We start from the raw sequence: 22,912 nt of genomic DNA, 5'->3' as shown, positions 1-22,912 counted from the left end.
GTCTTTATTTACTTATCCTAGAACTTTATGTCCCAGCCTCTATATTAGTAGTTAGTCAGTGATAAAGATGAAATTAGGTGTTATGTTGACTTTTTTAATAAAACATTCTATCCAATTTCATTAATTAATAGTCAAAATAATATAGTTTTTAATTCGATATTTAACTTAATGCTCATGATAACATCGAAATATTGCTATTTATCATCTAGACTTACAGAAATAATTTCTTGAGTCAGTGGATGAGTAAATTCAATTTGATGACTATTTAGCTCTAATTGTCGTAATGTTGAAGTTCCATAAAGTGGATCCCCAATAACTGGATGGCCAATCTCAGCAAGGTGCACACGAATTTGGTGTGTTCGACCTGTATCTAATTTAATGTCCAGTTGACATACACCCTCTTTAATCATTTTAGAGTCAATAATGTGAGTGATTGCACGTTGACCTGTGTTGGAAATTCTTCGTTTGTTTGAATGAAATTTATCTTTACCAATAGGCATATCTATCGTTTGTGGTTTAATAGGTAACAACGCTTTTACATTTGCTTTATATATACGCGTAATTTCATTATATTCTAACATTCGGTCTAAGATTTTTTTCATAAGCGGATTCTTAGCAACTATCAATAAACCTACTGTTTCTTGATCTAATCGATGTATGGGCTCAACATATTCACTATCAACAGTGTAAATCACATGGTTCATAAGTGTGTTGTTCTCTTTTAAATCATTGGGATGCGTTTTAACACCCTTTGGTTTCATGACAATGGCCAAGTCATCATCCTCGTAATAAATTTGAGCATATCGATAACTTGGTAAATAGTTACTTACTTCATTAGGTGTTGGTATCTCAACATAATCACCGGTTTTAACATTATTTAATAATGTACCGTACTCTTCATTAATTAAGATTTCTTTAGACATATTCAGTTGATGTAAGTCCTTTTTAGGTAATTTTAAATATTGAAAAATCTCTCTCAATGTATAATCGTTAAATTGTTTAGGTATTGTAAATTTCATTTTTTCCTCCTATAAATTCAGTTCTATCATATCATATATTTGTGCGACTCTATAACTTGTTTTATTTTGAAAGTTTTAATAACATCGGCATTGTGAGTTTTTAAAAATAAAGAATGAGTTGTATAATAATGATAAAATGTTAAATTTGAGGGGATATAATGGAGAAACCAACTAGACTTGCATTACTTAAGGAAATAGCCGAATTTCTAAATGAAGAAACTGAAATATATAGCATGATGCAAGGGGCTTTGCGTTTACTTATAAATGGGAGCGACTTTTCAACTGGTTGGATTTTCTATATTGATGAAGAGGGGCACCATGATTTAGTTTCCTCTGTAGATTTACCTGAAGCTTTATCTAAAAACTCTTGTTACTATTTGACAAATGGTTCTTGCTGGTGTGTGCAAGCATATCAAAATCATAAATTAACTAAAGCTTCTAATATAATAAATTGTTCTAGAATCAATTTAGCTAATCATGCTTATGATAAAGAAACGAATCATATTACTCACCATGCTACTGTTCCATTGCAGTCTGGGAGTGAAAGATTCGGTTTGCTTAACGTAGCATCTCCCAACAAAGAACATTATAGTGAAGAAGATTTAGAACTATTAGAATCTGTAGCATTTCAAATTGGTTCAGCTATAAAGAGAATTCAGCTAACTAATAAAGAAAAAGAAAATGCCAAAATTAATGAACGTAATCGACTAGCTAGAGACTTACATGATTCAGTAAATCAAATGTTATTTTCTTTAAAATTAACGGCTCACGCTGCAAAAGGGATAACTACTGACGAGCAAGCGCAAAAGGCTTTTAAGACTATTGAGGAAACAAGTCAAAATGCAGTAAATGAAATGAGAGCACTGATTTGGCAACTAAAACCAGTTGGATTAGAGCAAGGCTTAATCCATGCATTACACTATTATAGTAAAATGTTAGGACTAGATTTGAAAGTGACTATTAATGGACTAATAGATTTATCTAATGATATCGAAGAAAATGTATACAGAATTATTCAGGAAGCAATGAATAATGTTATTAAGCACGCTAAAACCAACAAAGTTTATCTTGATTTATCACAAAATGTTGAATATCTTGAGATAGATATTAGAGATAACGGTCAAGGTTTTGACACGCAATCAATTAATACGTTTTTATTTAATGGTTTAAAAAACATAAAGCAACGTACACAGTATTTGAACGGTAAAGTTACTATAGAATCAAAAATAAATCATGGCACTCGGATTTATATTAAAATTCCATTGAAATTAAAGGAGCATCCTTATGCATAAAGTCATTCTCGTCGATGATCACTATATTGTAAGGCAAGGTTTAGAATTTTTATTATCAACTGTAGATGATTTATCAGTTTTAAAGGGTTTTAAAGATGGTGCAACATTTTTATCTTATTTAAAAAACAATGAAAGACCGGACATCGTGCTTCTAGACTTAGTAATGCCAGAGATGAATGGTATAGAAATTACTGAAATACTCAAACAACAATATCCTGAAATCAAAGTATTAGTACTTACGAGCTATGTAGATGATGAACATGTTATTTCAGCTATTGATAAAGGAGCTGATGGGTATGAAATGAAAGATGTTGAACCTCAAAAGTTAATTGAGACAATTCATAAAGTTTTGCAAGGTGAACGTATCATACATCCTCAAGCTAAAAGCGTGATTAAGGCCGTATCAAAAAAACCACATTATACGAATAAGTTATCTAAACGTGAAAAAGAAGTACTTAAAGAAATGGTTAAAGGTAAAACAAATAAAGAAATTGCAAGAGCATTGTTTGTATCAGAAAAGACAGTAAAAACACATGTGAGTCATATTTTTAGCAAACTAGAAGTCTCCGATAGAACTCAAGCCGCTATTTATGCAATGGAAAATAAATTGATTTAAAAATTATTTTAATTTTTATGAATGTAATTGTGTTAAGTTGAGTTTTTAGCCAATAACACTTACAGCAATTATAATTCTGCTTGTAGATTAATATTACTGTCTAATTATTTTGATAATTATGCCTATTATAAAAATAGACTCAAAAACGTATTTACTCTTTTATTTTTATTGAAAATATATTAAGATGTAATTTGTGTTTCAAGAAATGTGTATTATTGCAATTTCTTGTGTCCGGATAAAATATTTCCAATGAGAAAGGTAGATAAATAGAATGGATAGACAGAGTTTCACAGATTTAATTCAAACAAAATTTAAGATGGTCCGTATAGAAGCAGGCTATACTCAAGATACAATGGCACAAACCATTGGACTTTCCAAGAAAACATTGGTTCAAATTGAAAAAGAAAGAGTTCTACCAAACTGGACTACATGCGTATCAATTTGTGCTTTATTCAGAGATTCAGATGTATTAAATAGTACATTCGGTTGTGACCCGCTTGAAATCGTACAAACAATTTCTAGAAACCATTGTGCTTATCCAAATCACTCAACAACAAGTGATATTTACTGGAATACTATTGATACACGTAATGGTTTCATTTTACAAAGTAATAAAGTAAGTAACATTTATCGTGTTCTTAATAATGAAAAACAACCGATCTTTGGCACTTCAAAAATGAGAGAAGCTGAAACTTACTTCAATAGAAATGCTAAAGAAGAATTAATACACGTATAGACATAAATACATAAGTGATAGAAGAATCATTTTATGATTGAATCACTTTGATCTTAATATCATAAAAAATTCAGGAGCATAAGTGTTAGACAATGAGACAACTTTTTGGTTTCATCGTTTTTTTATAAGTGAGTAAAATGAAATAGTTTTGAAACATTTTCTATTAAAAGGGAGTTTAAACGATGCATTCCATATTATTAGTAGTTTTTATGATAATTTTAGGAGCAATAATTGGTGGAGTAACTAATATGATTGCAATTAAAATGTTATTTCATCCATTCAAACCGTATTATATTTTTAGGTTTCGTATTCCATTCACACCAGGTTTGATTCCAAAACGTCGTGAGGAAATCGCTAGAAAAATTGGACAAGTTATTGAGGAACATCTTATTACTGAAGAATTAATTCGACAGAAGCTAAATCAACAACAATCGAGAAATATGATACAGCAACTAATCCAAAAACAAATAAGTAAATTAAAAAATGATGATGTGACAATTAAAAATATAGCTAAATTTTTAGGAATAGATGTTAATGAGTTGGTAGATTATAAATTGACTACTAAAGTTTTAAGTAAACTAAACTTTTGGTATGAGAAAAATAAATACAGAAAGTTAAGTGAAATATTACCTCAGTCTTTCTTAGACCAATGTAAAGGTCAAATAGAATATATTACTGACTTCTTATGTGAAAGGGCTAGAAATTATTTAAGTTCTGAAAAAGGTGAACGTGATATTTATGAAATGTTAGACACATTTTTCAATGAAAAGGGACGCATCATTGGTTTACTACAGATGTTTATGACAAAAGAAAGCATTGCTGATAGAATTCAACAAGAGTTGATTAGACTAACTCAACATCCGCAATCTCAAATAATAATTACTAAAGTATTAAATGGTGAGTATGAAACATTTAAAGATAAGAACTTAGATGAAATCATTAAAGCACAACAATTTAAAAATTATAGTCAATTAGTACTTAATGAATTAAAAACTTATCTAAATCTAAAAGATAAAACACAGAGACCTATTAACCAAATTGTTCCGCAGTTTATTCAATTCCTAGAAGATGATACATCAAAACGTATGACTGATTTAATTATTAAAGGTACTTCAAAACATTTAACAAACATTATGAAAAAGATTAATTTACGTCAATTAATTGAAGAACAGATTAATACATTCGACTTAAAGTATATTGAAAATCTAATTATTGAAATTGCCAACAAAGAATTAAAATTAATCATGACATTAGGATTTATATTAGGAGGTATCATTGGATTTTTCCAAGGAGTAATTGCAATCTTTGTCTAATGGTGACAGATATGTTAAAGTATTCTACGAGTGGTTAAAAACACAAATTAACTCAAAGGAGTGCAAAGACTTATGGCAGTAAATTTATATGATTATGCAAATCAATTAGAACAAGCTTTAAGAGATAGTGATGAATATAAAGCTATCAAAGATGCATTTGCTAAAGTAAAAGAAAATGAAGAATCAAAAAAATTATTTGATGAATTCCGTGAAACTCAAATGAGCTTCCAACAAAAACAAATGCAAGGGGAAGAAATTCCTGAAGAAGATTTACAAAAAGCTCAAGAACAAGCTCAAGCTATAGAAAAAGACGAAAATATTTCTGAATTAATGAATGCTGAGCAAAAAATGAGCCAAGTATTCCAAGAAATTAATCAAATCATTGTAAAACCTTTAGATGAAATTTACGCTGACTAATTAGTTAATCAATATCTACTTTGATTGAGCCTGGGACATAATAATTGTTCCAGGCTTTCTTATTTATGTCTTATTATTTTTAAATCAATGCATTCTTCATCGACTGTCAACAAACAGATATGGTAAAATGAAAGAATATAAGGAAAAAATATTTCTCATCATTCATACTGTAAAATTTTAGTTTATATACTTTATGCATCACATTAATGCATAAATAATCTTGTACATTTTTTTAATTAACTTTGCAGATATTCTAAGGAGAATCAAACTTATGGTTAAATTTATACACTGTGCTGATTTGCATTTGGACAGTCCTTTCAAATCTAAAAGTTATCTCAGTCCAAATATTTTTGAAGATGTCCAAAAGAGTGCATATGAAAGTTTTAAAAACATAGTCGACTTAGCTTTAAAACAGGAAGTCGATTTTATTATTATAGCAGGTGATTTATTTGATAGTGAGAATCGTACATTGCGTGCTGAAGTCTTTTTAAATGAACAATTTGAAAGACTAAGAAAAGAACAAATATTTGTTTATATTTGCCATGGCAACCACGATCCTCTTACTTCTAAAATAACAAGTCAGTGGCCTAATAACGTATCCGTATTTTCAAATCAAGTGGAGACATATCAAGCTATTACTAAATCAGGAGAAACGATTTATATTCATGGATTCAGCTATCAAAATGATGCGAGTTATGAAAATAAAATAGACGCATACCCATCGAGTCAAGGTCAAAAGGGCATTCATATTGGTGTATTACATGGAACTTATAGTAAATCTTCGGTGAAAGACCGTTATACTGAATTTAGATTAGAAGACTTAAATCAACGTTTATACCACTACTGGGCATTAGGACATATACACCAACGTCAACAGTTAAGTGATATGCCAGTCATTAACTATCCAGGTAATATCCAAGGAAGACATTTCAATGAATTAGGAGAAAAAGGTTGTCTATTGGTGGAAGGTGATCACCTTAAACTCACTTCACAATTTTATCCTACTCAATTTATTAAATTTGAAGAAGCTACAATTGAAACTGATCATACATCTAAACAAGGACTTTATGATGTTATTCAATCTTTTAAAGATAAAGTAAGACCTGAAGGTAAATCATTTTATAGATTGAACGTACGCATTAATAGTGAAGACATAATTGCACCACAAGATTTAATTCAACTAAAAGAAATGATTACTGAGTTCGAAGAAAACGAAAACCAATTTGTTTTTATTGAAGATTTAAATCTTCAATATGTTCAAAATGATGAAATGCCAATAGTGAAAGAGTTTTCACCGGAATTACTTGATGATGCGTCACTTTTTGATTCGGCAATGACTGATTTATATCTAAATCCAAGGGCTTCTAAGTTTTTAGATGACTACAATGAATTTGATAAAGTTGAGTTAGTCAATCATGCAGAAAGCCTTTTAAAGGATGAAATGAGAGGTGAACAAAATGATAATTAAATCATTAGAAATATACGGATACGGCCAATTTGTTCAACGTAAAATTGAATTTAATCGTCAATTCACTGAGATATTTGGTGAGAATGAAGCTGGTAAATCTACCATTCAAGCATTTATTCACTCTATTTTGTTCGGATTTCCTACTAAAAAGTCCAAAGAACCACGTTTAGAACCAAGATTAGGTAATCAATATGGCGGGAAATTATCCCTCATTTTCGACGATGGCATTGAAGCAGAAGTTGAGAGAATCAAGGGAAGTGCACATGGAGATGTCAAAATTTATCTTAAAGATGGTACTATACGAGATGAAGTTTGGCTAAATAAAAAACTTAATTACATTTCAAAGAAAACATATCAAGGTATATTCTCTTTTGACGTTTTAGGTCTTCAAGATATTCATAAAAATCTAGATGAAGAACAGCTACAAGATTACTTATTAGAAGCAGGTGCACTTGGGTCAACTGAATTTACAAGTATGAGAGATAGAATTGGACAAAAGAAAGAAGAATTATATAAAAAATCTGGAAAAAATCCAATTATTAATCAACAAATTGAGCAACTTAAACAATTAGAAAATCAAATTCGAAATGAAGAAAGTAAACTTGATACATATCATCGGCTTGTAGACGATAAAGATAAATCATCAAGAAGACTAGAAAATTTGAAGCAAAATTTAAATCAATTATCAAAAATGCATGAGCGAAAACAAAAAGAGGTTGCTCTACATGATCAAACACAAGAATGGAAAAGGTTGGAACAATCACTTAATATAGAGCCTATAAATTTTCCTGAAAAAGGGATAGATAGATACGAAACTGCCAAATCTCACAAACAATCACTTGAACGAGATAAAAGTTTGCGAGAAGAAAGATTAAGCTTATTAAATAAAGAGGCGGAGTCTATCAATCCAGTAGACCAAAAGTATATTGATTCATTTAATAGCCTTTATCAACAAGAGACTGAAATTAAACAAAAAGAATTTGAGTTACGTTCAATTGAGAAAGATATTGCTGATAAGCAACGTGAACTAGAAGCTCTTCAATCTAATATCGGTTGGCAAGAAGTGTTTTACGACACAGATAGTACTGAAGCGATGAAAAGTCATATGAGTGATTTAGTGTTAGGCAAGCAAGAACAAAATGCTTATATCAACCAGTTAGAACGTGGACTTGAAGAAAATAAAATTGAAAGAAACTCTAATTCTAATGAGATTAATCAAGTTGAGAATGAGCTTGTTCCTGACGAAACCTTTGACAAGAAAAAGGAATATACACAACAAGTTTTAGAATTACATGAAAAAGAGAACTTATATGAAAAGTTAAAAGAAACTTTTGAAGAAGAACAAACACAAAAAAATAAAAGACAAAAGTTTTTAAGAATAGGATTTATTGTTTTGACTATTCTAGCAGCAGCACTTTCTATATTTTCTTTTTTCACTGCAAATCTTATTTTTGGAGTAATATTTGCTCTATTAACTGTGATTTTTGTAGTAGGTATCATCTTTTCTAAATCTAAAGCAGTAGATTATAGCACAGCAATAAGTCAAGAAATTAATGATTTAGAAAACCAACTCACACAACTTGAAAAAGAATATAATCTTGACTTCGATTTAGAACATCAACAACGAGTTCGTGAACAATGGCGCCATGCCAAGAAAAATAAAAAAATACTTGAAGAAAAACATCAATATATCAATCAATCATTAACGACTGCAAATGAGCGACTTGATAGTCTAAAAAATAGCATCATTGAAATAAAAAAAGAGTTACATTTATCAGAAAAACTTTCAGATGAATTAGTGGTTGAGAGTGTCTCAACCATTAGTCAAATTAAAGCGCATGATAAATACATTATTGATTTAAATCAACAACGCAAGAATCTACTAAAAGATATCAATCACTTTTATGAACGTGCACAATCTGTAACTGAACCACATCTAAAACAATTTAATCAGATGTCTTTCTTCCATGATTTGAAACAGTGGTTAAAAAATGCAGAGGAACAAAATGAGGCTTGGAATAAAAATCAAAATGAAATGCAATTACTCAATAATGAATTAAAGCAATTGAAGTCACGCTTAAGTGAAACGAATCAAATGATTAAGGAATTATTTGATTATGTTGATGTAGATAATGAAGAAGATTATTATACACATCATCATCATTTTGAAACCTATCAAAATGATTTAAATCGATTTAATGATTTAAATCAATATTTAGAAAATCAAAATTATACTTATGAAATGAGTTCGCAATTAAGTGAGAAAACTACTGCTCAACTAGAAGAAGAAGATCATAGATTGGCTAAACAAGTTGACGATTACAATGATCAATTTTTAGAAATGCAGGCAGAAGTTAGTGATTTAAATGCTCAGATTAATCATATGGAAACAGATAGAACTTTAGCACAATTAAGACATGAATATTATAGCTTAAAAAATAGACTTAACGATATTGCTAAGGATTGGGCAAGCTTAAGTTATATGCAAGCTTTAGTGGAAGAACATATCAAGCAAATAAAGGATAAGCGTCTACCACAAGTGATTAATGAAGCTGTATCTATTTTTAAAAATTTAACAAATGGTACTTACAATATGATTCATTATACTGAAAATCATAAAATACATGTAAAGCATTCTAACGGACAAGTATTTGAGCCAGTTGAGTTGAGTCAATCTACAAAAGAATTATTATATGTGGCTTTACGTATTAGTCTTATTAAAGTATTAAAACCGTACTATCCATTCCCAGTGATTGTAGATGATGCATTTGTTCATTTTGATAAATATCGTAAAGAGCGTATGTTGAAATATTTGAGAGAACTATCAGAACATTATCAAATACTTTATTTTACTTGTACAAAAGATCATGTCATACCGGCCAAAGAAGTATTAACTTTAAATAAATTACAGGAAGGCGGGAAAAAATGAGAAATGTAGAAAAATTAAATCCCGGCGACTCAGTGGATCATTTTTTCTTGATTCATCGTGCAACTCAAGGTGTTACAGCTCAGGGTAAAGATTACATGACACTATTTCTGCAAGATAAAAGTGGTGATATTGAAGCTAAATTATGGACTGCTACGAAAGATGATATGCAAACTTTAAAGCCAGAAACAATAGTTCATGTCAAAGGTGATATCATCAATTATCGTGGACGCAAACAGATGAAAATACATCAAATACGTCTTGCACAAGCTGAAGACAAAGTGTCAACTAAAGACTTTGTTGACGGTGCGCCAATGTCGCCCTCAGAAATACAAGAGGAATTATCGCATTTTATGTTAGATATTGAAAATGCAAACTTACAACGCATTACTAGACATTTAATTAAAAAGTATCAAGATCGTTTTTTCACTTATCCAGCAGCAAGTTCGCATCATCATAATTTTGCGAGTGGATTAAGTTATCATGTTTTAACAATGTTGCGTATAGCAAAATCTATATGTGATATTTATCCTCTGTTGAATAGAAGTCTATTATACAGTGCTATCATTTTGCATGATTTAGGTAAAGTAAGAGAATTGAGTGGTCCAGTTGCGACGACCTATACTGTTGAAGGAAATTTACTTGGTCATATCTCTATAGCAAGTGATGAAGTTGCTGAAACAGCCAAAGAGTTAGGTATTGATGGAGAAGAGGTAATGTTACTTAGACATATGATTTTAGCGCATCATGGTAAAATGGAGTTCGGATCGCCTAAATTGCCTCATTTAAAGGAAGCTGAAATACTTTATTTTATAGATAATATTGATGCTAAAATGAACATGTTTGATAAAGCTTTCAAAAAAACAGAAAAAGGTCAATTTACAGAAAGAATTTTTGGTTTAGAAAATAGACAATTTTATAATCCAACAACACTTGATTAAATTCAGGTTCAATAGTACAAAGTTGCTTTTAATGAATAGATAATTTTAAAGAAGTATCTATTCTTAGAGTCTTTGTACTTTTTTAATGTTTGTTAATCAACGTGTTATAATAAATTAGTCGCCTAACTTTACTTCTCAGGCGTCATATGACGAAGGGAAGGAGGTGCATATATGATTTTAGATATCTTTGTACACATCATCACCACTGTTATTAGTGGTTGTATAGTTGCGTTGTTTACGCATTGGCTACGTCAACGTAATGACAAACATCGATAGGCGACATTTTTAAATTTAGCCACACTAAAACCCCCTTACTACTGGCATAGTAAGGGGGTTAGTGCATATATGATAGATATCTTTGTTAACTTTATTATAACATGAGTGATGAATATTTCAACTTAGCACAATCAAGTTAGAAAGGAATTACGAACCTTAATTAGTTAATCCAGAACCACCTTGTGATTGTTGTTGCTGTTGTTGTTGTTTTAATTTATCTGGATCAAGAATAGAATCCTCAATTGCTTTTTTAATATCTCTATCTTTGTAGTCCACTTTATACTCTTTTAATAATTCTTTGTATGCATCAGTTAATAATTTAGGCTTCTTCTGTACCTTTTCTTCGATTAATTTTTGTTTGATATTTGATTTTTCACTATTAAAATCAGTTTCTTTATCTGCTTTTATAATGTGATAGCCATAGTCTGTTTTTACGACTTTAGAAACTTCTCCTTCTTTTAATTTAAATAGTGCTTTTTCGAAGCTATCTACCATTTGACCTTTAATCACATAACCTAATGAACCATCCTTCTTAGCTGAAGAACTATCCATTGATTCTTTTTTCGCTATTTCTCCAAACTTATTTGGATTCTTTTCTACTTCTTTTTGAATTTTTTCAGCTTTTTCTTTCGCTTTTTTATCTGATAAACCTTCTTTATCGCTAGATTTAGATTTAACTTTAATTAAAATGTGTGATGCTTTTTTAGAGTTTTCTTTGATCTCTTTATCTGATACATTAACTTTATCTAGTAACAATTGTTTCTGATAAGCTGATAATTTCTTCTGCTCTTTATAATCATCAAGTGACATACCTTGTTGTTTTAGCATGCTTTCAAATTGATCCTTACCACCGTATTGTTTCTCTTCTTTTTTAATATCTTTATCAATATCTTTTGTATCTACTTTATCTTTATATTTATCTGCTAAAATTTTGTTTAATACAATGCTAAAAGATGTGTTAGCAATTTGTTCTTTGCCCATTTTTTTCATTACGTCAGCAACTTTAACATCGCCAGCTTTAGAAGAAATAAGTGTGTTATCCTTCGATTCAGTTGCATTTGAACCGCAGGCACCTAACAAAAGTGCACTTGCAGTTACGGGTACAATAATTTTATTCATTAATTTCATAAGTTGATAGCTCCTTTATGTATTAATCATCGTAAATATAACATATTATTAATCATCAACCAATTAGAAACCCCTTTCCTCAGACTATAGTATGACAAGGAAAGGGGGTATAGCTACATAATTGATAGCGATTTAATTATGCATATTTTATTTATAAATATAAAGAATGTTGTATCTAATCTTTGTAAATGATTTTAAAAATCAGTGTTGTGTATAAGGATTGTCTACCTTGTTTAAAATATGAAGACCCGATTGATGTTCTTCGACATAGTGTCCATCATTTGAAAATAAAAGTATCTTTAAATATAAAATATCCATCATTGAACAGCCTATGTTAAGTGATAATAAAAACATAAAATAATGTCCATATTGAGGTAAATATATACTTAGCATTATAAAGATGCCAGATAAGAAAAAGATGGGTAGAATGAGATTAATACAAAAATAAATTTTGTGAACTGGCGTATTAACATAAGTATTAAAATATGGTACCCATTTCTTACTAGATAATTTATGGATTTTAAAAGATTTATAATAGGGCAAAAAGAATAAAAGATGTACTATTTTATGAATAGGGTACATGAGCAATATAAACACTATGAGTACAAAAAAATGTCTATCTGAAAGTGGTGTATCTAAAAAATAATACATCACTTCATAACTAACTAAAAATGTAAATATTGTCGCAACTAAACTTAAAAATGCAATTCTTTGAATACCGAACCGTGCATGTATATCGATTTGCCGAGTACATAAAAACATAATATATGCCTCTTCTCTATGTTAATATTCGTTACGTATTATCTATGTCTTTTGCTCAATAGTCAATAGATATTGCCAATATTTGTTGGTTTTGCTCAGTGAAAAGTTTGAGCTGTCTATGATTTAGAAGTAAAAAAACTATGGCTTAGTTGCCATAGTTTTAAACTACTTATCTTTTGAAAGGTTATTACTAATATCTTCGCCACGGTTTTGTAAATTTTCGATGTGACTTTGTAATTTTTCGATGTTTGGATTAATGTCTGATTTAAAATTACCAATCAATCCTTTAAACTCTTCACCAATTGAACTTCCAAATTCAATACTTTCATTCTTGATTTGTGAACCGTAATTAAGAATATCATTGAAGGATTGTTTCATATTCTCTATTTCACGTTGTAATTCTGATTGAGCGCCAGTGGGTTGACTAGCATCAATCGTATGATTTTTTACGCTTTGGTCATCACGATGTCTTAAAGCAACTGCAAATCCTGCAACAGCACCTACACCTAAACCAAATAATATTCTTGAGACTTTCATTATGATTCTCCTCACTTTATTTGTCGGATAATTGTAATAGTTATTTCATACCCAGTATAACAAGAAATATGCATGATTAAGACATTTGTGCTTGAATTTGTGTTGCTATTTTTTGTTTAGTTTCATCATCAATTACATCTTCATGTGTTTCCCATTTATAGCCAAATCCGTCTATATCATTTTCATATCTCGGTATTAAATGGAAATGAATGTGAAATACTGATTGATCGGCATATTCACCATTATTTTGAATAATGTTCAAGCCGTCAGGGTGAAATGCTTTTTTGATTGCATTTGCCACTTTAGGTAAAGCAACCCCTATGTGTTTCATTGTCTCTTCATCAGTTTCAAATATATTTGCTGAAGGTTTTTTAGGTACTAGTAGCGTATGTCCTTTTGAAACTTGAGATATATCAAGGAATGCATAGACATAATCATTTTCATATATCTTAAAACTAGGAATCTCACCTGAGATAATTTTACTGAATATCGTTTCTGACATAATAATGACACTCCTCTACAAATGTTTGTTCATATTATATCATTCATTTTTTAAAACTACATCATTGTAAAGATTATTTTTAGGGCTATATAATTTTTTTTGATACAATAAAGTCAATGGAGGTGCCTTATGACAGTAAAAGTTGAACATCTTACAGGCGGATATGGAAAAAAACCTGTAATTAAAGATTTGAATTTTGAATTAGAAAAAGGTGAAATTGTAGGTTTAATAGGTCTAAATGGTGCAGGGAAAAGTACTACAATTAAACATATGCTAGGATTGATTAATCCAATGGAAGGCAAATTATCAATTTCAAATATTAGAATTAATGAAGATATTGAAAATTATAGAAGAAAGTTATCTTATATACCTGAATCACCAGTCATCTATGATGAACTAACTTTAGAGGAGCACATTGAAATGACGGCGATGGCTTATCAATTAAGTAGAGAAGAGGCTATGCGTCGAGCTAAACCATTGCTTAAAGTTTTTAGATTAGAAAATGAACTTAAAGTATTTCCAAGTCATTTTTCTAAAGGGATGAAACAAAAAGTGATGATTATTTGTGCATTTATAGTTGATCCAGAATTATATATTATTGACGAACCTTTCCTCGGTTTAGATCCTTTGGGGATACAGTCTATGTTAGATTTAATGGTAGAAAAAAGAAATGAAAATCGAACAGTGTTAATGAGTACACATATTTTGGCTACAGCCGAAAGGTATTGTGATAGATTTATTATTTTGGATAAAGGTGAAATTGTTGCATTTGGTAATCTTGAAGAGTTACGGGAACAAACAGGATTAAAAGATAAAACTTTAGATGATATTTACATTCATGTCACGCAAGGTAGTAGTGCTTATGAATAACGAGGCGTTAACTTTGTTTAGAAAACGACAACACGCTATACGTAAGGAGAAAAACTATTATAATAAATTTATATTTAATGGTCACTTTACAGTTTTTCTACTTATACTATTAGGAGCATTTATATTTGGATACGGCGAATGGTTAAGTCACATTCCTCCTCAAATAGACTATGCACTATTTGCTAGTATAGCAATAGCTGTTGTTTCATTATTCCCAATTCGTACACTCTTGAAAGAAGCGGACCAAATCTTCTTACTACCTTTTGAAAGACACATGAAAAATTATATTAAAGCAAGTCTGTTTTATAGTTATATTTCAAGAATCAGTTTACCATTCATTTTGCTAATCGTGTTCTTTCCATTGTTTTATAAATTAAGTCACAGTGATTATGGATTTTATATCGCATTTTCTATAAGTACATTGCTATATCCATATTTGGTATTACTCATCAAATGGCAATGGGTTAAATTAAATAAAAATGTGTTCATTATCAACTTATTATTATTTATACCTTTAGCAGTAACGCATTACATGATTTTAAAATTTCATAACTATTTAGCTTTTTTAATAATGATTTTATTATTTGTAATTTATTTAGTCCTAAAGAGTAGAGCGGATCACTATTTGCTTCCTTGGGAAAAAGTGATTGCAATTGAACAACAACACCACACAAATTATTATAAATTCGTTAATATGTTTACAGATGTAAAACACCTAAGAGAATCAGCAGTACGTCGTAGTTATCTTGATTTCTTACTACCCGTTCCTAAAGGCACTAAATTCAATGAGAATCGTATGTACTTATATTTATTTATAAGAAGTTTTGTCAGAGGACGCGATGCTTTTTCTATTATTTTAAGATTAGTTATTATCGCTTTGATATTAATGGTATGGTTATCACAACCAGTTGTTTCATTAATTATCGGTAGTTTGTTTATGTATATTATTTTATTACAGATGTCTCAATTTTATACGCAGCAAGCATACGGTTTATGGCCTCAAGTTTGGCCTGTATCTGATACAAAAGTAATTACAGGATATCAGCAATTTTTAAATCGCTTGATGATCATCATCGCTATTACATTTACGATTGTATATGTAATCAAACACCATGAATTATTCTTTTTTGCTGTATTATTCTTTATAGTAGGTTGGCTAACCATTCGAAATACAATTAAAAAATTAAAATATCAAGAAACATTATTACGTGACTAAATCAAATTTAGTTAGAGTAAACTTTATTTTAATTCAATATAGTCAAAAGAGGGATTGAATGTTTGAAACGATAACGACAGCCGCCATCCTGTATATTGCTACAGCGGTTGATTTATTAGTCATATTATTAATCTTTTTTGCAAGAGCAAACAATTATCAACAGTACAAAGATATTTATATTGGACAATATCTAGGGTCATTAACTTTAATTATTGTCAGTTTGTTTTTGGCTTATGTACTTAACTATGTACCAGATAAATGGATTTTAGGATTGCTTGGTCTTATACCAATTTATTTAGGAATTAAGGTTGCTATATTCGATGATTGTGAAGGGGAAAGAAGAGCTAAAGATGAACTAAATAAAAAAGGATTATCTGAGTTATCAAAATCTGTTGCAGTAGTCACACTAGCAAGTTGTGGTGCAGATAATATTGGATTATTTGTACCATATTTCACTACTATAAATAATTATGAATTAGTTATTACTTTAATCACATTTTTAATCTTAATTTTTATTCTTGTCTTTACCGCTCAAAAATTAGCTAATATACCTGGCCTAGGTGAAATCATTGAAAGGTTTAGTAGGTGGATAATGTCAATAGTCTATATTGGTTTAGGTCTATTCATTATCATTGAAAACGGAACAGTTCAAAAACTCTTTCATTTTGTTTTTTAATATAACGAGATTATATTACAACTATAAATCATTCGGTAACTTCCATAGTAAATATGGAGGTTACTTTTTTAAATAAAAGTTGAGATGAGTTTGAGGATTAAATGGCCTCTAATTAAATCTATAGCTAAGAGGTTATACATCTTGGCTAAATTAAAGATAGAGTAAAATCGGAGTTTTAATCATTGTAAATGAGAATAAGTAAAAGTATTTAACTATATACAAAAAGATGCCTATGACCATGTGTGATGTCACAGGCATCTTGTCGTATAAACAATTGCCACAAATAGAAAAATGAACTTAGAAATTCTATAGAAAATGCAATTTGATAGATATCTATCCACAGTTGAAATGTCTCTTAACAGCAATCCTTATAATTAATAAGTAGACTAAATAACTGTGTTTAAAATTGTTGAATATATAATTTGTTTTAACTAATTAATGATCTTCTATTGGATATAAATATCTTTCAAAGTAACTGGAATGTTGACCACTAGCACCAAAGTATTGGCTCAATGCATCTTTTGAAAAGTTTTCCTTAAATATATTAGAAGCTTTGAAATCTTCATATGCTGTTCGATTTGCAAAACCAAAGTAAATTTTGTAGGTAGACCCCTCAGTTGGTTTTAATAAACGATAGCTTTTAAAACCACCAAAATTACTTAAAGGTACGTCTACGTGTAATAATTTTTTCTCTAACTGTTGACGATGGTCTTCAGATGTAGGAACAAAAATAGCACTATAAAAATGATGTTCGCTAAATTCACCTATGCTATCAATCACTTGATATGCACTAGGATGTTTTAAGATTGATTTTCCCTCAGACTCTTCTAAGATTACTGAAGAATCATTAGTAGAAAATTGAAATAAACTACGTTCTTGATGATTAAGTTTAATTTGATTTAAAAAATGATAAGTCCCATAAGATGTATATAAATACATGGCTCATTCCTCCTTTGTTTTAATTTATTATACGAGCCTACTTTTCTATATACAAATAAAGTTGATTAATTTGTATAAAAAGTAACTTATTTTTAGATGTCAAATTAAGCAAAATCATAAATTATTTAATATTAGTCGTGTAATTTAATATCTATCCAACTTTTAGAAAATAAAAGATCTCTTATTAAAGAATTTTATCCACTTGATACAGTCAAATGTAGTATGTCTTTTTTGTGACATTTAAGCATATTAAAATACTTAATTAAGTACAATATGCTATCATTGGTAAGAATGATTCAATTGTGGGGGGACTCAAGGGTGCGCAGCAAAAACGATACAATTTTAAAAGCTATAAAAGGAGAAAGTACGTCACATACACCTGTTTGGTTTATGAGACAGGCTGGACGTTCTCAACCTGAGTATCGAAAATTAAAAGAAAAATATTCTCTATTTGAAATCACGCATCAACCGGAATTGTGTGCATATGTGACACATTTACCAGTAGATAATTATCAAACCGATGCGGCAGTATTGTATAAAGATATTATGACACCACTCAAACCAATTGGTGTAGATGTCGAAATTAAATCAGGGATAGGACCTGTAATTTCCAATCCTATTCAAACTGTTAAAGATGTAGAAAAGCTATCGCAAATAGATCCTAAAAGAGATGTCCCATATGTATTAGATACAATTAAGTTACTCACAGAAGAAAAACTTAATGTACCTTTAATAGGTTTTACAGGAGCACCATTTACTTTAGCATCTTATATGATTGAGGGGGGGCCTTCAAAAAATTATAATTTTACTAAAGCGATGATGTATAGAGATGAGGAAACATGGTTCGCTATAATGAATCATCTCGTCGACATTTCTATTGACTATGTTGTAGCACAAGTTGAAGCAGGAGCGGAAATCATTCAGATTTTTGATTCATGGGTTGGTGCACTTAATGTGAAGGACTATCGCTATTATATTAAGCCGGCCATGAATAAATTGATTTCTGGCATTAAAGCTTATTATGATGTACCTATCATTCTTTTTGGTGTCGGTGCAAGTCATTTAATTAATGAATGGAATGATTTACCGATAGATGTACTAGGTCTTGATTGGAGAACTTCAATAAAGCAAGCTGACAAAATGGGAGTAAATAAAGCAATTCAAGGTAATTTAGACCCGTCTTTACTGTTAGCTCCATGGGATGTCATAGAATCACGACTCAAAGACATTTTAAATCAAGGTTTAGATCGCGGAAAGCATATTTTCAATTTAGGTCACGGTGTATTTCCAGAAGTTAAACCAGAAACTTTGCGAAAAGTGACTGAATTTGTTCATAATTATACAGAGAAATAGTTTTTAAAGATTTGGTTAGATTCCAAACCTTACTTCATTGATTCAAATTAAAGATTTAAAAGGAAGGTTTTTATTAATGACTAAAACAATAGGCTTATTAGTAATGGCGTATGGTACACCATATAAAGAAAGTGATATAGAGCCTTATTACACTGATATTAGACGTGGAAAAAAACCAACTGAAGAAGAACTGCAAGATTTAAAGGATAGATATGAATTTATTGGTGGCCTTTCTCCTTTGGCAGGAACAACCGATCGTCAAGCGGAAGCATTACTTGACGCACTAAATAAAGAACGAGATGATGTGAATTTTAAACTTTATCTTGGATTAAAACATATATCTCCATATATTGAAGAAGCAGTAGAACAAATGCATAATGATGGAATTAAAGAAGCAGTAACAGTTGTACTTGCACCTCATTATTCTAGTTTTTCTGTTGGCTCTTATGATCAACGTGCTCAAGAAAAAGCAGATGAATATGGTATCCAGTTAACACATATTAAACACTATTATCAACAGCCAAAATTTATTAAATATTGGACAGAAAAAATTAATGAAACATTAGAACAAATACCTAGTCAAGAACATGATGAGACTGTATTAGTAGTTTCTGCACATAGTTTACCAAAAGGTTTAATTGAAAGAAATAATGATCCATATCCTCATGAATTGCATGAAACAGCGGAAATTCTTAAACAGGAATCTAATATTATCCATGTTGCTGAAGGGTGGCAATCAGAGGGTAATACTGGAACACCTTGGTTAGGTCCAGATGTCCAAGATTTAACTCGTGATTTATATAAGGAGCATCAGTATAAGCACTTTATCTATACGCCAGTCGGTTTTGTTTGTGAACATTTAGAGGTGCTTTATGATAATGATTATGAATGTAAAGTGGTTTGTGACGATATTGGGGTAAATTACTATCGTCCAGAAATGCCTAACACACATCCATTATTTATCGGTGCTATTGTTGACGAAATTCAATCACATATATAAATGAGTCTGTCATCCAAACCTATTAAACAAAACAATTCCTCCATTTAATAGGGGGAATTGTTTTTATACTTTTTTAGAACCAGTATATAGCGTATTTTAATAAATTTTTAAGCAATTCTGAAAGGTAGCGTGAGAAAAGTGAGTAAGAAAGTGGCAATTATTGGAGCGGGAATCACTGGTTTATCTAGCGCATATTTCATAAAAAAACAAGACCCTTCTATTGAAGTAACTATTTTCGAAGCCTCAAATAGAGTAGGTGGAAAGATTCAAACATATAGATCAGATGGTTACACAATTGAGTTAGGCCCTGAGTCTTATTTAGGTCGTAAGACAATTATGACTGATGTGGCAAAAGATATTGGATTAGAAAATGACCTTATTACAAATACTACTGGTCAATCTTATATTTTTGCTAAAAATAAATTATATCCTATTCCTGGTGGCTCAATTATGGGAATTCCTACAGATATTAAACCATTTATTAAAACAAGACTCATTTCACCTATTGGTAAATTAAGAGCGGGACTTGATTTGTTTAAAAAACCGATAGAAATTGAAAATGATATTTCTGTTGGTAGTTTCTTTAGACAACGATTAGGTAATGAAGTATTAGAGAACTTAATTGAACCACTAATGGGTGGTATTTATGGTACTGATATTGATCAATTGAGCCTAATGAGTACATTTCCTAATTTTAAAGAAAAAGAGGAACAATTTGGTAGTTTGATTAAAGGAATGAAAGATGAAAAAGAACAACGTATCAAGAAACGTCAATTATATCCAGGTGCTCCTAAAGGACAATTCAAACAGTTTAGACATGGTTTGAGTTCTTTTATAGAGGCGCTTGTTAAAGATATTGAAAGTAAAGGTGTTGACATACGATATAACACGCCAGTCAAAGATATATTGATTTCGCAAAAAGATTATGAAATTTTATTAGAAGATGACAGTAAAGAAAAATTTAATGGCTTACTTGTAACTACGCCACATCAAGCATTTCTAAATTGGTTTAGTCACGATCCTGCATTTGATTACTTTAAGAACATGGATTCTACTACTGTCGCAACAGTTGTTTTAGCGTTTGATGAGAAAAATATTACCAATACGTACGATGGAACTGGCTTTGTTATTGCAAGAACAAGTCAAACGGATATTACTGCATGTACTTGGACATCAAAGAAATGGCCATTTACTACTCCAGAAGGTAAAGTTTTAATTCGAGCATATATAGGAAAACCAGGTGATACTGTAGTAGATGATCACACCGATGAAGAAATAGTATCAATTGTTAGAAAAGACTTAAGTCAAATGATGACCATCTCAGGGGATCCTGATTTTACAATTGTAAATCGGTTACCTAAGAGTATGCCCCAATACCATGTGGGTCATATCAAAATGATTAAAGAAATTCAACAACATATTAAAACAACTTATCCTAGATTACGTGTTACAGGTGCACCGTTTGAAGCTGTTGGTTTACCTGACTGTATACAACAAGGAAAGAATGCAGTTGAGGAAATATTAGAAGAGTTATAATAGTATGATGACACTTTAATTAGAAGAATGTAATAAGTTAGATTTACGCTATAAATATATGTCAAGAAAACTTATTCGATTTCTTTTTAAAGTGTTTTTGCTTACAATAGAATTAATAAAGGAGTGAGGGGACAGATGACAGACATTATTATTGTACACTCAAAACATGGTAATTCTAAAAATCATTGGTATGAATGGTTAAGACATAACTTAACTTTGGAAGGGTATGATGTTTCTTTATTCAATCTTGAAGCAAATGATCATGCACAAATTGATGAGTGGGTTAATGAAATGAAACAACAACTACATATCCGTAAAAAAGATACATATTTTGTGACACACGGGTTTGGCTCAATCGCTGCCTTAAAATTTCTTGAAGAAACGCGTCATCACATTGAAGGTTTCTTTAGTATCGCAGGATTTAAAGAAGATGCACAAGACATAGATGAAGATGTAGATTTAAAAGGGGTAACCATCGATTACGATAAAATAAAAGAACAAGTAGATAAATTTTATGGACTCACGTCTAAAGATGATCAATATGTTTCATACAAGGAAACACAAAGACTGATGAATACACTTAATGGACATACACGTGTAGTAGAAGATGGTGGACACTTTTTAGAAGAGGAAGGTTTTGTAACATTTACTTCTTTAATTAACAGAATGCAAGGATATATGACTAGGTAGGATGTTTACACATCTATCCTAGTCTATACTTGCAAACATTAAATATTATTGAAAACATTTCATATCATTTAGTAATTAAAATTATAAAATGATATATGAAGTATTTTTTTACACAAATAAATCGAAAAACGATATTGACTATTATGTCTTAAGTTAATATACTTAATAGGTAATTGTTTAGAGGGCATTAAACCTTAAGTGTTACATGTTTTCTTTAATACCATTTAAAGAAATTGTTAAAATAATTTAAATAAAGTGTTGACATTATTAACCATATAATGATATGATTAGTGGGTAGTCAAAAATAATATTAGCGCGGGATGGAGCAGTTCGGTAGCTCGTCGGGCTCATAACCCGAAGGTCGGTGGTTCAAATCCGCCTCCCGCAATACATGTTTTATTAGGTCTCGTAGTGTAGCGGTTAACACGCCTGCCTGTCACGCAGGAGATCGCGGGTTCGATTCCCGTCGAGACCGCCATTACAATTATGGTTCAGTAGCTCAGTTGGTAGAGCAATGGATTGAAGCTCCATGTGTCGGCAGTTCGACTCTGTCCTGAACCATTCGCTATTTTTGGCGGTTGTGGCGAAGTGGTTAACGCATCGGATTGTGGTTCCGACACTCGAGGGTTCGATTCCCTTCAACCGCCCCATAATCGTATTTCATTAAGCGGGTGTAGTTTAATGGCAAAACCTCAGCCT

Annotated in this window: 22 protein-coding genes and 4 tRNA genes; 20 read left to right on the top strand and 6 right to left on the bottom strand. The window is 30.6% G+C overall.

Translation table 11 applies throughout. The features are described 5' to 3' along the window. Positions 1-194: 194 nt before the first annotated feature. On the bottom strand, positions 195-1,019 hold the full coding sequence (locus HMPREF2663_RS01935) for an RluA family pseudouridine synthase (RefSeq protein ID WP_070845666.1): 825 nt from the start codon (positions 1,017-1,019) through the stop codon (positions 195-197). 158 nt (positions 1,020-1,177) lie between these two features. Here HMPREF2663_RS01935 and HMPREF2663_RS01930 point away from each other — a divergent pair, with 158 nt between their 5' ends. The 9 genes from HMPREF2663_RS01930 to HMPREF2663_RS12045 all read left to right on the top strand — a co-directional run bounded on the left by HMPREF2663_RS01930 (position 1,178) and on the right by HMPREF2663_RS12045 (position 11,004). Further along, a complete protein-coding gene (locus HMPREF2663_RS01930; RefSeq protein ID WP_002475949.1) occupies positions 1,178-2,311 on the top strand; it encodes a GAF domain-containing sensor histidine kinase in 1,134 nt (377 codons plus the stop codon). Next, positions 2,304-2,927: a response regulator gene (locus HMPREF2663_RS01925; protein WP_001829810.1), complete on the top strand. Its 624-nt coding sequence runs from the start codon at positions 2,304-2,306 to the stop codon at positions 2,925-2,927. The genes HMPREF2663_RS01930 and HMPREF2663_RS01925 overlap by 8 nt, the downstream gene beginning before the upstream one ends. A gap of 271 nt (positions 2,928-3,198) precedes the next feature. Further along, a complete protein-coding gene (locus HMPREF2663_RS01920) occupies positions 3,199-3,663 on the top strand; it encodes an XRE family transcriptional regulator XdrA (protein ID WP_001829807.1) in 465 nt (154 codons plus the stop codon). A 182-nt stretch (positions 3,664-3,845) separates the two neighbouring features. Next, entirely contained in the window at positions 3,846-4,976 is a 1,131-nt protein-coding gene (locus tag HMPREF2663_RS01915; RefSeq protein WP_070845664.1) for a DUF445 domain-containing protein, read from the top strand. Positions 4,977-5,048: 72 nt separating this feature from the next. Then, complete coding sequence (locus HMPREF2663_RS01910) at positions 5,049-5,393, top strand: YlbF/YmcA family competence regulator (protein ID WP_001829805.1); 345 nt, start codon at positions 5,049-5,051, stop codon at positions 5,391-5,393. 271 nt (positions 5,394-5,664) lie between these two features. Then, complete coding sequence (locus tag HMPREF2663_RS01905) at positions 5,665-6,861, top strand: metallophosphoesterase family protein (protein ID WP_002457879.1); 1,197 nt, start codon at positions 5,665-5,667, stop codon at positions 6,859-6,861. Next, the gene (locus HMPREF2663_RS01900; RefSeq protein ID WP_070845662.1) at positions 6,851-9,790 is read left to right on the top strand and encodes an AAA family ATPase; all 2,940 of its coding nucleotides are present in this window, start codon (positions 6,851-6,853) and stop codon (positions 9,788-9,790) included. The genes HMPREF2663_RS01905 and HMPREF2663_RS01900 overlap by 11 nt, the downstream gene beginning before the upstream one ends. After that, positions 9,787-10,728 (top strand): 3'-5' exoribonuclease YhaM, encoded by a 942-nt coding sequence (gene yhaM, locus HMPREF2663_RS01895; RefSeq protein WP_002446755.1) that lies wholly within the window; start codon positions 9,787-9,789, stop codon positions 10,726-10,728. The genes HMPREF2663_RS01900 and yhaM overlap by 4 nt, the downstream gene beginning before the upstream one ends. Positions 10,729-10,899: 171 nt before the next feature. After that, positions 10,900-11,004: a type I toxin-antitoxin system Fst family toxin gene (locus HMPREF2663_RS12045; protein WP_002440288.1), complete on the top strand. Its 105-nt coding sequence runs from the start codon at positions 10,900-10,902 to the stop codon at positions 11,002-11,004. A 156-nt stretch (positions 11,005-11,160) separates the two neighbouring features. Here HMPREF2663_RS12045 and HMPREF2663_RS01890 read toward each other — a convergent pair whose 3' ends face one another. From HMPREF2663_RS01890 to HMPREF2663_RS01875, 4 genes are all read right to left on the bottom strand, one after another. Continuing rightward, a complete protein-coding gene (locus HMPREF2663_RS01890; protein ID WP_070845660.1) occupies positions 11,161-12,132 on the bottom strand; it encodes a peptidylprolyl isomerase PrsA in 972 nt (323 codons plus the stop codon). A gap of 201 nt (positions 12,133-12,333) precedes the next feature. Next, on the bottom strand, positions 12,334-12,894 hold the full coding sequence (locus tag HMPREF2663_RS01885; RefSeq protein ID WP_002475873.1) for a DUF3267 domain-containing protein: 561 nt from the start codon (positions 12,892-12,894) through the stop codon (positions 12,334-12,336). 165 nt (positions 12,895-13,059) lie between these two features. Next, positions 13,060-13,431: a YtxH domain-containing protein gene (locus HMPREF2663_RS01880; protein WP_002446752.1), complete on the bottom strand. Its 372-nt coding sequence runs from the start codon at positions 13,429-13,431 to the stop codon at positions 13,060-13,062. 76 nt (positions 13,432-13,507) lie between these two features. Next, entirely contained in the window at positions 13,508-13,933 is a 426-nt protein-coding gene (locus tag HMPREF2663_RS01875) for an HIT family protein (RefSeq protein WP_002446751.1), read from the bottom strand. A 129-nt stretch (positions 13,934-14,062) separates the two neighbouring features. Here HMPREF2663_RS01875 and HMPREF2663_RS01870 point away from each other — a divergent pair, with 129 nt between their 5' ends. Genes HMPREF2663_RS01870 through HMPREF2663_RS01860 form a run of 3 tightly spaced genes read left to right on the top strand, consistent with a single transcriptional unit; the run spans position 14,063 to position 16,695 of the window. Continuing rightward, the gene (locus tag HMPREF2663_RS01870; protein WP_002457875.1) at positions 14,063-14,803 is read left to right on the top strand and encodes an ABC transporter ATP-binding protein EcsA; all 741 of its coding nucleotides are present in this window, start codon (positions 14,063-14,065) and stop codon (positions 14,801-14,803) included. Further along, the gene (locus HMPREF2663_RS01865; protein ID WP_020363845.1) at positions 14,796-16,019 is read left to right on the top strand and encodes an ABC transporter permease EcsB; all 1,224 of its coding nucleotides are present in this window, start codon (positions 14,796-14,798) and stop codon (positions 16,017-16,019) included. The genes HMPREF2663_RS01870 and HMPREF2663_RS01865 overlap by 8 nt, the downstream gene beginning before the upstream one ends. A gap of 58 nt (positions 16,020-16,077) precedes the next feature. Next, on the top strand, positions 16,078-16,695 hold the full coding sequence (locus HMPREF2663_RS01860; RefSeq protein ID WP_002446748.1) for a CadD family cadmium resistance transporter: 618 nt from the start codon (positions 16,078-16,080) through the stop codon (positions 16,693-16,695). A gap of 435 nt (positions 16,696-17,130) precedes the next feature. Here HMPREF2663_RS01860 and traP read toward each other — a convergent pair whose 3' ends face one another. Continuing rightward, entirely contained in the window at positions 17,131-17,634 is a 504-nt protein-coding gene (gene traP, locus HMPREF2663_RS01855; RefSeq protein WP_002446747.1) for a signal transduction protein TRAP, read from the bottom strand. Between the two features lie 291 nt (positions 17,635-17,925). Between traP and hemE the strand changes: the two genes are divergently transcribed. The 8 genes from hemE (at position 17,926) to HMPREF2663_RS01815 (ending at position 22,863) form a co-directional block, all read left to right on the top strand. Continuing rightward, on the top strand, positions 17,926-18,987 hold the full coding sequence (gene hemE / locus HMPREF2663_RS01850; RefSeq protein WP_176746323.1) for a uroporphyrinogen decarboxylase: 1,062 nt from the start codon (positions 17,926-17,928) through the stop codon (positions 18,985-18,987). Between the two features lie 76 nt (positions 18,988-19,063). Continuing rightward, positions 19,064-19,987 (top strand): ferrochelatase, encoded by a 924-nt coding sequence (hemH, locus tag HMPREF2663_RS01845; RefSeq protein WP_002457872.1) that lies wholly within the window; start codon positions 19,064-19,066, stop codon positions 19,985-19,987. 138 nt (positions 19,988-20,125) lie between these two features. After that, entirely contained in the window at positions 20,126-21,523 is a 1,398-nt protein-coding gene (gene hemY / locus HMPREF2663_RS01840) for a protoporphyrinogen oxidase (RefSeq protein WP_002486326.1), read from the top strand. Between the two features lie 135 nt (positions 21,524-21,658). Then, on the top strand, positions 21,659-22,213 hold the full coding sequence (locus tag HMPREF2663_RS01835) for an RBBP9/YdeN family alpha/beta hydrolase (RefSeq protein WP_002490105.1): 555 nt from the start codon (positions 21,659-21,661) through the stop codon (positions 22,211-22,213). A 314-nt stretch (positions 22,214-22,527) separates the two neighbouring features. Further along, positions 22,528-22,601: transfer RNA gene (locus tag HMPREF2663_RS01830), tRNA-Met, on the top strand. A gap of 14 nt (positions 22,602-22,615) precedes the next feature. Further along, a tRNA-Asp gene (locus HMPREF2663_RS01825) sits at positions 22,616-22,691 on the top strand. Positions 22,692-22,701: 10 nt separating this feature from the next. Continuing rightward, positions 22,702-22,774, top strand: a tRNA-Phe gene (locus tag HMPREF2663_RS01820). 13 nt (positions 22,775-22,787) lie between these two features. Next, positions 22,788-22,863, top strand: a tRNA-His gene (locus HMPREF2663_RS01815). Positions 22,864-22,912: the final 49 nt, after the last annotated feature.

Origin of the sequence: Staphylococcus sp. HMSC077D08, assembly GCF_001837945.1 — a bacterium.
Lineage (GTDB): Bacteria > Bacillota > Bacilli > Staphylococcales > Staphylococcaceae > Staphylococcus > Staphylococcus epidermidis.
Note: the sequence above shows the minus strand (reverse complement) of the source record. Positions and strands in the feature narration are given on the sequence as shown.